This is a genomic window from Streptomyces sp. NPDC127108, assembly GCF_042677545.1.
GTDB lineage: Bacteria > Actinomycetota > Actinomycetes > Streptomycetales > Streptomycetaceae > Streptomyces.
This window is the reverse complement of sequence record NZ_JBHXTE010000030.1, coordinates 63,930-78,709: the sequence shown is the minus strand read 5'-3', so window position 1 is coordinate 78,709 and position 14,780 is coordinate 63,930. Positions and strand designations below refer to the sequence as shown.

The 14,780-nt window shown below is 75.4% G+C and carries 1 protein-coding gene; it reads left to right on the top strand.

Annotated elements, in window-relative coordinates:
• Nucleotides 1-107: 107 nt before the first annotated feature.
• Nucleotides 108-14,777: a type I polyketide synthase gene (locus ACFVHO_RS24855; protein WP_385718583.1), complete on the top strand. Its 14,670-nt coding sequence runs from the start codon at nucleotides 108-110 to the stop codon at nucleotides 14,775-14,777.
• The last annotated feature ends 3 nt before the right edge of the window (nucleotides 14,778-14,780 follow it).

Sequence of the window (14,780 nt, the reverse complement as noted above, 5' to 3'; positions counted from 1 at the left end):
GGGCTCGTAGGGGCGCCGCCCCCTCGCCCCCGGGGCTCCACTCCGCCCCTCTCCTCACCCCACGACTTCTCCCCTCTCCGAACTGTCTCTAGGAGCTAGGCCAGATGGTGAACGACGACAAAATCCGCCGCCTTCTCAAGCAGGTGACGGCGGATCTGCACACGACTCGTCGGAGAGTGCGCGAACTCGAGTCCAAGGACGCGGAGCCGGTCGCGATCATCGCGATGAGCTGCCGCTTCCCCGGCGGCGCGAGCACCCCCGAGGAGCTGTGGCGGCTCGTCAGGGACGGCGTGGACACGGTGTCCGCGTTCCCCGCGAACCGCGGCTGGGACGTGGCCGGGCTCTACCACCCCGACCCCGACCACCAGGGCACCACCTACGCCCGCGAGGGCGGCTTCGTGTACGCCGCCGACGAGTTCGACGCGGGCTTCTTCGGCATCTCGCCGCGCGAGGCCCGCGCCATGGACCCCCAGCAGCGCCTCCTGTTGGAGACCGCCTGGGAGGCCGTCGAGCGGGCGGGCATCGACCCGCTGAGCCTGCGCGGCAGCCGCACCGGCGTGTTCACCGGCACCAACGGCCAGGACTACACGGCCGTCGTCGCCGAGGCCGCCGACAGCACCGAGGGCTACTCGGGCACCGGCAACACCGCCGCCGTCGTCTCCGGCCGGCTCTCCTACAGCCTGGGCCTGGAGGGCCCCGCCGTCACCGTCGACACGGCCTGCTCGTCGTCCCTGGTCGCCCTGCACCTCGCGGCCCAGGCACTGCGGCAGGGCGAGTGCGGGCTCGCCCTCGCGGGCGGCGTGTCCCTGATGTCGACGCCCACCGCCTTCGTGGAGTTCAGCCGCCAGCGCGGCATGGCGGCGGACGGGCGCTGCAAGGCGTTCGCCGAGGCCGCCGACGGCACCGGCTGGGGTGAGGGCGTCGGCCTGCTGCTCCTGGAGCGCCTGTCCGACGCCCGCCGCAACGGCCACGAGGTCCTCGCGGTCGTCCGCGGTTCCGCCGTCAACCAGGACGGCGCGAGCAACGGCCTGACCGCGCCCAACGGCCCCGCCCAGCAGCGCGTGATCCGCGCCGCGCTCGCCAACGCGGGCCTCACGGCCGGTGACGTCGACGCCGTCGAGGCCCACGGCACCGGCACCACCCTCGGCGACCCCATCGAGGCCCAGGCGCTGCTCGCCACCTACGGCCAGGGACGGCCGCGCACCCGGCCGCTGTGGCTCGGCTCCGTCAAGTCCAACGTCGGGCACACACAGGCCGCCGCGGGCGCCGCCGGTGTCATCAAGATGGTCATGGCCATGCGCCACGACCTCCTTCCGCAGACCCTCCACGTCGACCAGCCGTCGTCACACGTCGACTGGTCCGCCGGTGCGGTCGAACTCCTCACCGAGCCCCGCGACTGGCCCGGCCGCGAGGAAGCGCCGCGCCGCGCGGGCGTCTCCTCGTTCGGCGTCAGCGGCACCAACGCCCACGTGATCGTCGAGGAAGCCCCCGCCGACGTACCGCAGGACGCTCCCGACCAGCCCCAGGGCACCCCCGCCGATGCGGGCACTGCTCCGGACTCCGGCACCGAACCCCGGTCCGCCGTCGGCCCCACGCCCTGGCCTCTGTCCGGCCGCACCGCGAAGGCCCTGCGCGCCCAGGCCGCCCGGCTGCGCGAACGACTCCTCGACCGCACCGACCTGGCCGACGACCGCGCCGCGCGTGCCGACATCGGCTGGACCCTCGCCACCGGCCGCTCCGCCTTCGAACACCGGGCCGTGCTCCTCGGCGACGACCGCGACCAGCTGCTGCGCGCCCTGGAGTCCCTCGCCTCCGAAGGCCCCGCCGCCCCCGGCACCGTGACCGGCGCGGTCGCCGAGGGCAGGCTCGGCGTCGTCTTCACCGGCCAGGGCAGCCAGCGCGTCGGCATGGGGCGTGAGCTGTACGAGACGTTCCCCGCGTTCGCCACGGCCCTGGACGAGGTGTGCGCGCACCTCGACCCGCTCCTCGACCGGCCCCTGAAGGACGTCATGTTCGGCGCCGACGCCGAGCTTCTGGACCAGACGGGCTACACGCAGCCCGCGCTGTTCGCCGTCGAGGTCGCCCTGTTCCGCCTCGCCGAGTCCTTCGGCGTCCGCCCCGAGATCCTGGGCGGCCACTCCATCGGTGAACTCGCCGCCGCGCACGCCGCCGGGCTCTGGTCCCTGGAGGACGCCGCCCGACTCGTCGCCGCGCGCGGCCGGTTGATGCAGGCCCTGCCCCGGGGCGGCGCCATGCTCGCCGTGCAGGCCGCCGAGGCCGACGTCGCCCCGCTGCTCGCCGAGGTCGCCGAGTGGGTGGGCCTCGCCGCCGTCAACGGCCCCACCCAGGTGGTGCTGTCCGGAGACCGCGGCGTCCTGGAGGACCTCGCGGGACAACTGCGCGCCGAGGGCCGCAAGACCCGCTGGCTCAAGGTCAGCCACGCCTTCCACTCGCCGCTGATGGCACCGATGCTCGACGAGTTCCGGCAGATCGCCCGGTCACTCGCCTACCAGGACCCGACGCTCCCGGTCGTGTCGAACGTGACCGGCCGCCTCGCCACCGCCGACGAGCTGAAGGACCCCGAGTACTGGGTGCGGCACGTCCGGGAGGCCGTCCGCTTCCACGACGGGCTCGGCGCCCTCACCGACTTCGGCGTCACCACCCTGCTCGAACTCGGCCCCGACGCCGTCCTCACGGCGATGGCCCACGACACCCTCACCGGCCCCGACGCCCAGGCCGGGCTCGTGGCCGCGCTGCGCCGCGACCGGCCCGAGCCCGACACGTTCCTGACCGCCCTCGCCCGGCTGCACGTGCGCGGCGCCACCGTCGACTGGACCCCGCAGTACGCCCCGACGCGCGCCCGGCGCCGCGTCGACCTGCCCACGTACGCCTTCCAGCACCAGCGGTACTGGCTGGACACCACCGCACCCGCCGCCGCGGCCCCCACCCCGGGGACCGCCAAGGCCGACGACGCCGACGCCCGCTTCTGGGCGGCCGTCGAGCACGAGGACATCGCGGAGCTCACCGGCGCCCTCGACGTGCCCGACGACGCCCCGCTGACCGCGGTCCTGCCCGCCCTCACGGCCTGGCGCCGCCGCCAGCAGGCCACCTCCACGCTGGACAGCTGGCGCTACCGCGTGACCTGGAACCCGCTGCCGCCCCGGCAGCCGGTCGACACCCCCGCCCTCACCGGCACCTGGGCCCTGCTCGTCCCCGACGAGCACGCCGACCACCCCTGGAGCGGCGCCGCCGAGCGGGCCCTCGCCGCGGGCGGCGCCCGCGTCACGGTCGTGCGCGTCCCCGCCGAGGCCGCCACCGACCGGACGGCCCTCACCGCACTCCTCGGCCGGCACGAGGCCGGCGCGTGGGACGGCGCCCTGTCGCTCCTCGCCCTCACCGCCGAGCCCGGCTCCGGCACGGCATCGGCAACCGACCCGGCGCCGGCCCTCGACGCGGACGCGGCGCCGACCGCCGCCCTGCGCACGGCCGTTCTGCTCCAGGCGCTCGGCGACACCGGCAGCACCGCCACCGTCTGGGCCGCGACCCGCGGCGCGGTGGCGACGACGCCGTCCGAACCCGCCGCCGACCCGGCACAGGCGACCGTCTGGGGCCTCGGCCGCGTCGCCGCCCTGGAGTACCCGCAGTCCTGGGGCGGCCTCATCGACCTGCCCGAGACCGCCGACACCACGGCGGTCGGCCACCTCACCCAGACCCTCGCCTCGGCGTCGTCGGACTGGTCCGGCGAGGACCAGATCGCGGTGCGCGCCACCGGCGTCCTCGCACGACGGCTGGTCCGCGCGCCCCTCGGCGACGCGACGCCGGGCGCGGCCTCCTCCGGCGAGGCGCCGGAGGCGGAGTGGTCAGCCGACGGCGGCACGGTCCTCGTCACCGGCGGCACGGGCGCCCTGGGCGGCCACGTGGCGCGCTGGCTGGCCCGTGCGGGCGCCGGTCACGTGCTCCTGACGAGCCGTCGCGGCCTCGACGCGCCGGGTGCGCCGGAACTCCGCAGCGAACTGGAGGAGTCGGGCGTACGCGTGACGGTCGCGGCGTGCGATGCCACCGACCGCGCGGCACTCGAATCCCTACTCGCCGACATACCCGACGACGCGCCGCTGACCGGCGTGTTCCACACGGCGGGCATCCTGGACGACGGCGTCCTCGAAGGCCTCACCGAGGAGCGGATGGCCTCGGTGTTCCGCGCGAAGGTGGCGTCGGCCCGGCACCTGGACGAGCTGACCCGCGACGCGGACCTGTCGGCGTTCGTCCTCTTCTCCTCGCTCGCCGGTGTCGTCGGCGGCGCGGGCCAGGGCAGCTACGCCGCCGCCAACGCGGCCCTCGACGCCCTCGCCGAGGCCCGGCGGGCCGCCGGACACGCGGCGACCTCCGTCGCCTGGGGACCCTGGGACGGCAGCGGCATGGCGGCCGAGGGAGCCGCCGCGGAGCGGCTGCGGCACGGCGTGATGCCCCCCATGGACCCCGGCCTCGCCATCACCGCCCTGCACCAGGCGCTCGGCGGCCACCAGGTGCTCGCCGTCGTCGCGGACGTCGACTGGGCCCAGTACGCGCCCGGCATCACCGCCGCCCGCCCCAGCCGCCTCTTCGCGGACATCCCCGAGGCCCACGCGGCCCTCACGGACCGCACCGACGCCACCGGCACGGCGACCGGCGCCGCCCCCGCGAACGCCCTCGCCGACCGCCTCGCCGCCCTGGCCCCCGCGGACCGCGAGACCGCCCTCCTGGACCTGGTGCGCCAGCAGGCCGCCGACGTCCTCGGCCACGCGAGCGCGGACGACGTGCACGTCACCCGCGCCTTCCGGGAGCTCGGCTTCGACTCGCTCACGGCCGTCGAGCTGCGCAACCTCATCGGCGCCGCCACCGGCCTGCGGCTGCCCACGACGCTGGTGTTCGACTACCCGACGGCGACCGCCCTCGCCGCCCATCTGCACACCGAGCTCTTCGGCGACCAGAGCGCGACCACGCTGCCCGCCACCACCAGCGCGGCCGCGGACGACGAACCCCTCGCCATCATCGGCATGAGCTGCCGCTTCCCGGGCGGTGTCCGCAGCCCCGAGGACCTGTGGCGGCTGGTCGCCGACGGCGTCGACGCCATCGCCGACTTCCCCGCCGACCGCGGCTGGGACACCGAGGGGCTCTTCCACTCCGACGCCGAGCGCACCGGCACCTCGTACGTCCGCGAAGGCGGATTCCTCTACGACGCCGGGCAGTTCGACGCCAAGTTCTTCGGCATCAACCCGCGCGAGGCCCTGGCCATGGACCCCCAGCAGCGGCTCCTCCTGGAGACCTCCTGGGAGGCCTTCGAGCGCGCGGGCATCGACCCGGCGACGCTCGGCGGCAGCCAGATCGGCGTGTTCGCGGGCACCAACGGCCAGGACTACACCGCCGGGGTCGATCACGTCCCCGACGAGGTCGAGGGCTACCTCGGCATCGGCAACGCCGCGAGCGTCGCCTCCGGCCGCATCTCGTACACCTTCGGCCTCGAAGGCCCCGCGGTGACCGTGGACACGGCCTGCTCGTCGTCCCTGGTCGCCCTGCACCTCGCGGCCCAGGCGCTGCGCCAGGGCGAGTGCACCATGGCCCTCGCGGGCGGCGTGTCGGTGATGTCGACCCCGGCCACCTTCGTGGAGTTCAGCCGTCAGCGCGGCCTCGCCACGGACGGCCGCTGCAAGGCGTTCGCCGACGCGGCGGACGGCACGGGCTGGGGCGAGGGCGTGGGCATGCTCCTCGTCGAGCGCCTCTCCGACGCGCGCCGCAACGGCCACCGTGTCCTTGCCGTGGTCCGTGGCTCCGCCGTGAACCAGGACGGCGCGTCCAACGGCCTGACCGCCCCCAACGGCCCCTCCCAGCGCCGCGTCATCCACGCCGCCCTGACGAACGCGGGGCTCACGCCCGGCGACGTGGACGCCGTCGAGGCGCACGGCACGGGCACGACGCTCGGCGACCCCATCGAGGCGCAGGCCCTCCTCGCCACCTACGGCAAGGAGCGCCCGGCCGACCGGCCGCTGTGGCTCGGCTCCATCAAGTCCAACATCGGGCACACGCAGGCCGCCGCCGGTGTCGCCGGTGTCATGAAGATGGTCATGGCGATGCGGCACGGCGTGCTGCCCAAGACCCTGCACGTGGACGCCCCCTCCGCCGAGGTGGACTGGTCGGCGGGCGCCGTCGAGCTCCTGACGGGAGCACGCGACTGGCCGCGGAACGCCGACAGCGCGCCCCGGCGCGCGGGCGTCTCGGCCTTCGGCGTCAGCGGCACCAACGCCCACGTGATCGTGGAGCAGGCACCGGCGGACACCCCGGCCGAGCCGTCCGACCATGCCGGACCGCCCACCTGTGTGACCCCCTTCGCCCTCTCCGCGAAGACCCCGGAGGCACTGCGGGACCAGGCCGGACGGCTCCGCGAACACCTGCTGGCCCAGGCCGAGCCGGGTGACGGCGAGACCGGTGGGATCGCTGAGATCGGCTGGTCCCTGGCCGTGGCGCGGTCGCGGTTCGAGCACCGGGGCGTCGTCCTCGGGCGGGACCGGGACGAGCTGCTCGCCGGGCTCGAGCGGCTGGCGCGCGGCGACCGGACGACCCTGCGGGCCGACGGCACGGCCGTCGGCGTGGGCGCCGGGCACGTCGTGGTCGGACAGGCGCAGGGCGGCACGGTCCGTCCGGTGTTCGTGTTCCCGGGACAGGGCGCCGAGTGGGCCGGAATGGCACGCCAACTCCTCGACGAGTCCCCGGTGTTCGCGGAGCGGATGCGGGAGTGCGGCGACGCGCTCGCGGAGTTCGTCGACTGGGATCTCTTCGACGAGCTGAGCGGTGAGCGGTTCGACCGGGTGGACGTGGCCCAGCCCGTGCTGTTCGCCGTGATGGTGTCCCTCGCGGCGACCTGGCAGGCGTCCGGCGTCGAGCCCGCCGCCGTCGTCGGCCACGGTCCGGGCGAGATCGCCGCCGCCTGCGTCGCGGGTGTGCTCTCGCTGACGGACGCGGCGCGCGTGGTGGCGCTGCGGAGCCTGGCGATCCGTGAACTGTCGGGCCAGAGCGGGACGGTGTCCCTGCCGCTGCCCGAGGAGGAAGCACGGGAGCTGATCGCGGCCTGGGACGGCCGCATCGAGCTCGCCGCCGTGAACGGCCCCGCCGAGGTCGTCGTCTCGGGCACGACCGAGGCCCTGGACGAGCTGGTGGCCCGGTGCGCCGACCAGGGCGTCCAGGCCGACGTCGTCGCGGCGGGCCACGGCGCGCACACCGCGCAGGTCGAGGCCGTCGAGGCGCACCTGGCGCAGGTGCTCGGCCCGGTGGTGTCCCGCCCGGCCGACGTGCCGGTGTTCTCCTCCCTGACGGGGGAGAGGCTGGCCGCGGGCACGCCCATGGACGCGGGGTACTGGTACCGCAACCTGCGGCACACCGTCCGGTTCGAGCAGGCCGTCCGCGCGCTGCTCGCCGAGGGCCACGGTCTGTTCGCGGAGATGAGCCCGCACCCGGTGCTCACCACCGCGGTCCGGGCCGCCGTCGACGCCACCGGCACCCCGGCCGTCGCGCTCGGCTCCCTGCACCGTGACGAGGGCGGCGCCCACCGCCTCATGACCGCCGTCGCCGAGGCCCACACGCACGGCGCGGAGCTGGACTGGAAGGCGCTCTTCCCGAGCGCCCGCACCACCGTCGACCTGCCCACGTACGCCTTCCAGCACGAGCACTTCTGGCTCGTCGACGCGCGCACGCCGAGCGGAGCGCCGGGCATCGCGACCGACGAGGTGGAGGCGCGGTTCTGGGAGGCCGTGGAGCGTGAGGACCTGGAGGGTCTCGCGGCCGAGTTGGAGGTGGCGGAGGGTTCCGCTGCTGAGCTGGGTGCTGTGCTGCCGGTTCTGTCGTCGTGGCGGCGGCAGCGGCGTGAGCGGTCCACCGTGGACAGCTGGCGCTACCGGGTGACGTGGAAGCCGCTGGCGAGCGGGGCCCTTCCGGGGGCCGCCCTCACCGGCCGGTGGCTGGTCGTCGTACCGGAGGAGGCTGCCGCGCACCCGTGGACCGCGGGTGTCACCGACGCGCTGGCGCAGGCCGGTGCGGAGGTCGCCGAAGTCCGCGTCGGCAGTGCGGAGTTGACGCGGGAGGCACTGACCGCGCGCCTGCGGGAGCACGTGCCCGGCACCTCCGAGGCACCCGACGCGTCCGGTATCTCTGACGCGGCCGCCCGACCCGCCGGTGTCGTCTCCCTGCTTGCCCTCGTCGAGGACCCGCACCCGGCGCACCCCGAGCTGCCCCTCGGCCTCGCGGGCACCCTGGCGCTCGTCCAGGCCCTCGGTGACGCCGAGGTCGACGCGAAGCTGTGGGCGCTCTCCAGCGGCGCCGTCTCCACCGGCCGCAGCGACCGGCTCACCGGTGCGACGCAGGCCCAACTGTGGGGCCTGGGACGGGTCGTGGCCCTGGAGCACCCGGAGCGCTGGGGCGGTCTCGTCGACCTGCCCCAGACCCCGGACGGCCGTACCGGAACGCGGCTCGCCACCGCCCTGGCGGGCATCCCCGCCGAGGGGGCGGCGGACGGCGGCGGCAGCGGCTTCGAGGACCAGGTCGCCGTGCGCGGCTCCGGCATCTTCGTACGCCGTCTCGCGCACGCCCCGCTGGCGGCCCGCCCGGCACGGGACTGGACGCCGCGCGGCACCACGCTGATCACGGGCGGTACGGGCGCGCTCGGCGCGCACGTCGCCCGCTGGCTCGCCCACGAGGGCGCCGAACACCTCGTCCTGACGAGCAGGCGCGGCCTCGACGCGCCCGGCGCCGCCGAACTCAAGGCCGAGCTGGAGGAGTTGGGCACCGACGTCACCGTCGCCGCCTGCGACGTCGCCGAGCGCGACGCCGTCGTCCGGCTCCTCGGTGAACTGGCGGCGGCCGGGCGCAGCCCGCGTGCCGTCTTCCACGCCGCCGGGGTGAGCCCCGCCGTTGCCCTCGCCGACACCGAGCCCGCGGACCTCGCCCACGCGCTGGCCGCCAAGGCCGCGGGTGCGGCCCACCTCGACGAGCTCCTCGCCGACGCGGACCTCGACGCCTTCGTCCTGTTCTCGTCCATCGCCGCCGTCTGGGGCAGCGGCGGCCAGGCCGGATACGCCGCCGCCAACGCCTTCCTCGACGCGGTCGCCGAGCGCCGCCGCGCCCGTGGCCTGAGCGCGACCTCCGTCGCCTGGGGCGCCTGGGGCGGCAGCGGCATGGCGGCCTCCGCCGAGGCCGAGGAGCACCTGCGCCGCCGCGGCGTCGCGCTGCTCGCACCCGACCTGGCCGTCGGCGCGCTCGCCCAGGCACTCGCGTCCGACGAGACGTGCCTGACCGTGGCGGACGTCGACTGGGAGCGGTTCGCGCCCACCTTCACCGCGGCCCGCCCGAGCGCCTTCTTCGGCGGCCTGCCCGCACTGCGCCCCAAGCCGCAGCGCGCGACGGCCGACCCGGCGGGCGACAGCGGCCCGGTCTCGGAGTGGGCGGCCCGCCTCACCGGACTCCCCGAGCCCGAGCGGCAGCGCCTGGTCCTCGACCTGGTGCGCGCCGAGGCGGCCGCCGCCCTCGGCTATGGCGGCGCCGAAGCCGTCGAACCCACCCGCGCCTTCCGCGAACTGGGCTTCGACTCCCTCACCGCCGTCGAACTGCGCAACCGCCTGACCGCCGCCACCGACATCCAGCTGCCCGCGACGGCCGTCTTCGACCACCCGTCGCCGGAGGTCCTGGCACGCCACCTGCTGGCGGAGCTGTCCGGCGGAGCCACCGCCGCGACGACGGCCCCTGTCCCGGCGGCGGTGCCCGCCGACGTGGCCGACGACCCGATCGCCATCGTGTCCATGAGCTGCCGCTTCCCCGGCGGCGCCACCACCCCCGAGGGGCTGTGGCAGCTGCTCGTCGACGGCACCGACGCCATCTCCGTCTTCCCCGCCGACCGCGGCTGGGACCTCGACGGCGGCGCGCGGTACAAGCCCGAGGGCGGCTTCGTCTACGACGCCTCCGAGTTCGACGCCGGACTCTTCGGCATCTCCCCGCGCGAGGCCCTCGCCATGGACCCGCAGCAGCGGCTCCTCCTGGAGACCAGCTGGGAACTCTTCGAACGCATCGGCATCGCGCCCAAGTCCCTGCGCTCCACCTCGACCGGTGTCTTCGTCGGCTCCGGCTTCCAGGGGTACGCGACCGGACTCGACAGCGTCCCCGAGGGCGTCGAGGGTCACCTCATGACCGGTACGTCCGGCAGCGTCATCTCCGGTCGCCTGTCCTACGCGTTCGGCCTTGAGGGTCCGGCGGTGACTGTGGACACGGCCTGCTCGTCGTCCCTCGTCGCCCTGCACCTCGCGGCGCAGGCGCTGCGCCAGGGAGAGTGTGACCTCGCCCTCGCGGGCGGCGTCACCGTCATGGCGACAGCGGGCGCCTTCGACGAGTTCAGCCGCCAGGGCGGCCTCGCCACCGACGGCCGCTGCAAGCCCTACGCGGAAGCGGCGGACGGCACCGGCTGGGGCGAGGGCGCGGGCCTGCTCCTCCTGGAGCGCCTGTCCGACGCCCGCCGCAACGGCCACGAAGTCCTCGCGGTCGTCCGCGGCTCGGCCGTCAACCAGGACGGCGCGTCCAACGGCCTGACCGCCCCCAATGGCCCCTCCCAGCAGCGCGTCATCACCCAGGCACTCGCCAATGCCCGCCTCGCGCCCGAGCAGATCGACGCCGTCGAGGGCCACGGCACCGGCACGACGCTGGGTGACCCGATCGAGGCCCAGGCCCTGATCGCCACGTACGGTCAGGACCGGCCCGCCGACCGGCCGCTGCTCCTCGGCTCCGTGAAGTCCAACATCGGGCACACGCAGGCCGCCGCCGGTGTCGCGGGCGTCATCAAGATGGTCATGGCGATGCGCCACGGCATGCTCCCGCAGACTCTGCACGTCGACCGGCCGAGCACCCACGTCGACTGGTCCGCCGGGACCGTGGAACTGCTCGACCGCGCCCGCGAGTGGCCCGACCGGGACGGCGCCCCGCGCCGCGCCGGCGTCTCCTCGTTCGGCGTCAGCGGCACGAACGCCCATGTCGTCGTGGAACAGGCCCCCCGACGCAGGCCCACCACCCCCCAGGGCCCCGGCGAGGTGAGCGCCACGAGCACCGCCGTCCCCTGGCAGCTCTCGGCCCGCACCGCCGACGCCCTGCGCGCCCAGGCCGCCCGCCTGCGGGAACGGCTCGTCTCCGCCCCGGACCTGGGTGCCGACCGCGCCGCACTCGCCGACGCGGGCTGGTCCCTGGCCACGGGCCGCTCGCCCCTCGAACACCGCGCCGTGGTCTTCGGCCGCGAGCGGAACGACTTCCTGTCCGGCCTGGACGCACTGTCCTCCGGCGGCCACGCGCCGAGCGTGGTGTCGGGCTCGGTGGTCGAGGGCCGTCTCGGGGTCGTCTTCACCGGGCAGGGCAGTCAGCGGATCGGTATGGGGCGTGAGTTGTACGAGACGTTCCCCGTGTTCGCCGACGCGCTGGACGAGGTGTGTGCGCACCTGGACGGACTATTGGACCAGCCGTTGAAGGACGTCATGTTTGGCACGGACGCCGAGCTCCTTGAGCGGACGGGGTACGCGCAGCCCGCGCTGTTCGCGGTCGAGGTGGCGTTGTTCCGGCTGGCTGAGTCCTTCGGGGTGCGGCCGGAGGTCGTCGGTGGGCACTCCATCGGCGAGCTGACGGCCGCGTACATCGCTGGCCTATGGTCGCTGGAGGATGCGGCTCAACTCGTGGCCGCGCGTGGCCGGTTGATGCAGTCCCTGCCTGAGGGCGGGGCGATGCTGGCCGTGCAGGCCGCCGAGGCTGAGGTGCTGCCGCTGCTGGAGGGCCTGGAGGACCGGGCCGGACTGGCCGCCGTCAACGGCCCGTCGCAGGTCGTGCTCTCCGGTGAGCGGGTCGCACTGGAAGCCCTGGAGGAGAAGCTGCGGGGCGAGGGTCGCAAGGTGCGGTGGCTGAAGGTGTCGCACGCCTTCCACTCGCCGTTGATGGACCCGGTCCTGGAGGACTTCCGGGCGGTCGCCGAGAAGCTGACGTATCAAGAGACCACCCTGCCGGTGGTGTCGAACCTGACCGGCCAGCTCGCCACCCCGGAGGAGCTGAAGGACCCCGGCTACTGGGTCCACCACATCCGCGAGGCCGTCCGCTTCCACGACGGACTCGCCACCCTCACCGGCCAGGGCGTCTCCACGCTCCTCGAGCTGGGACCCGACTCCGTGCTCACGGCGATGGCCCACGACACCCTCACCGACCCGGCCGCCCAGGCAGGCCTCATCGGCGGCCTGCGCAAGGACCGCCCTGAGCCGGACACGTTCCTGGCCGCGCTCGCCAAGGTCCAGGTGCGCGGCGCGGAGGCCGACTGGGCTCCGCTGTACGCACCGGCCGAGGCACGGCGGCGCGTCGACCTGCCCACGTACGCGTTCCAGCACGAGCACTACTGGCTGGAGGCGGCGTCGGACACGGTGGGTGCGGCCGGTTCCGGTGCGGTGGACGAGGTGGAGTCGCGGTTCTGGGAGACCGTGGAGAGCGCGGACCTGGCCGAGCTGGCCAAGACCCTCGAAGTGCCGGACGACGCCCCGCTCACCGAGGTCCTGCCCGCGCTGACCGCCTGGCGCAAGCAGCGGCGCGAGACCTTCACCCTCGACAAGTGGAACTACCGCGAGTCCTGGACGCCGCTCACCGAGTCGGCGGCGGGGAAGCTGACGGGCAGCTGGCTCGTCGTCGTACCGGAAGGCCGGACGGATGGCGCGACGGACGGCCCGACGGACGGTCAGGCCGACGGCTCGGCCGACGCGTCGTGGCGCGCGGCCGTGGCCGCCCTCATGGCCGAGCACGAGGTGCGGCTCGTGACGGTGGAGGTGCCCGCGCACGCCACCGCCCGGGACGCGCTCGCCGGACCCCTGCGCGCCGCGCTCGACGAGGCGGCCGACGGGACGGCCTTCGACGGCGTGCTCTCGCTGCTCGCGGTCGATGAACCGGCGGCCGCCGCGGAAACCGACGTGGACGCGCCCGGTGACGGCGGCGCCGTCCCGGTCGAGGTCGCGCGCACGCTGGCACTGATCCAGGCACTCGGCGACACCGGCGTCGACGCACCCCTGTGGTGCGCCACCCGCGACGCCGTCGCCGTCGGCCACGCCGACGCGCGGACCGCGCCCGGCCTGACCGCCCTGTGGGGCCTCGGCCGCGTCGCCGCCCTGGAGTACCCGGAGCGCTGGGGCGGTCTGGTCGACCTGCCCGACACCGCCGACACGGCCGCCCTGTCCCGGCTCGGCCGGGTCCTCGGCGGCGCCTGGGCCGGTGAGGACCAGGTGGCGGTCCGTGGCTCCGGAGCGTTCGGGCGCCGTGTGGTGCGGGCCCCGTACGACGGCGAACCGGCCGCCGCGTGGGCGCCGCACGGCACCGTGCTCGTCACCGGCGGCACCGGTGCCCTGGGCGGCCACGTGGCCCGCTGGCTCGCCCGCGAGGGCGCCGACCACCTCGTCCTGACCAGCAGGCGGGGCCTGGAAGCGCCGGGTGCCGCCGAACTCCGCGGTGAACTGGAGGAGTCGGGTGTCCGCGTGACCGTCGCGGCCTGCGACGCCGCCGACCGGGACGCCCTTGCGAGCCTCCTCGCGGAGATCCCCGCCGACGCGCCGCTGACCGGCGTGTTCCACGCGGCCGGTGTCCTCGACGACGGCGTGCTCGACGCGATGACACCGGAGCGGCTCGCGACCGTCTTCCGCGCGAAGACGGCGTCCGCCCGCAACCTGGACGAGCTGACGGCCGGTCTGGACCTGTCGGCGTTCGTCCTGTTCTCCTCCTTCGCCGGTGTGGCCGGCGGCGCGGGCCAGGGCAGCTACGCCGCCGCCAACGCCTACCTCGACGGGCTCGCCCACGACCGCAGGGCCCGCGGCCTGACCGCCACTTCGGTGGCCTGGGGCCCGTGGGCGGGCAGCGGCATGGCCGCCGAGGGAGTGGCCGCGGAACGGCTGCGCGGCGGAGCGCTCCCGCCCCTGGAGCCGGAGCGCGCCGTCGTCGCCCTCCAGCGACTGCTCGCCCAGGACCGCACCGCCGTCCTCGTCGCCGACGTCGACTGGCAGCAGTACGCACCGGCGTTCACCGCCGTACGGCCCAGCAGGCTGTACGCCGAACTGCCGGAAGCGGAAGCGGCCCGCCTGTCCGGCACCGGCGACCACGGCACCGGCGTCGGCGGAACCGCCGCCGGGCAGGGCGGCCCGGACCTGGCGGCACGCCTCGCGTCGCTGCCGCGGCCCGAACAGGACCGGCTGCTCCTGGAGCTGGTCTGCGAACAGGTCGCCGCCGTCCTCGGCTACAGCGGCGCGGCAGCCGTCGAACCCACCCGCGCCTTCCGCGAGCTGGGCTTCGACTCCCTCACCGCCGTCGAACTCCGCAACCGCGTCAACGCCCTCACCGGCCTCGTCCTGCCCGCCACCGTGGTCTTCGACCACCCGACCCCCACGGCACTCGCCGACTGCCTGCGCACCGAACTCGCCCCGGACGCCGCCGATCCCGCCCTGCTGCTGCTCGGCGACCTCGACCGGCTCGAAGGCAGCCTCGCGGCCGCCGGAACCGCCGGAGCCGCCGACGAGATCACCCGCACCAAGGTCGCCGTGCGTCTCCAGGCGGCACTCGACCGCTGGAAGAACACCGCCACGGGCACGGGCGCGCAGGCGGGCGCAGGAGGAACGACCACCGCCACCGACGCCCCTGACGTCGGCGAACAACTCGCCGCCGCCAGCGACGACGAGATGCTCGAATTCATCAAGAAGCAACTCGGCAGGGGCTGACAA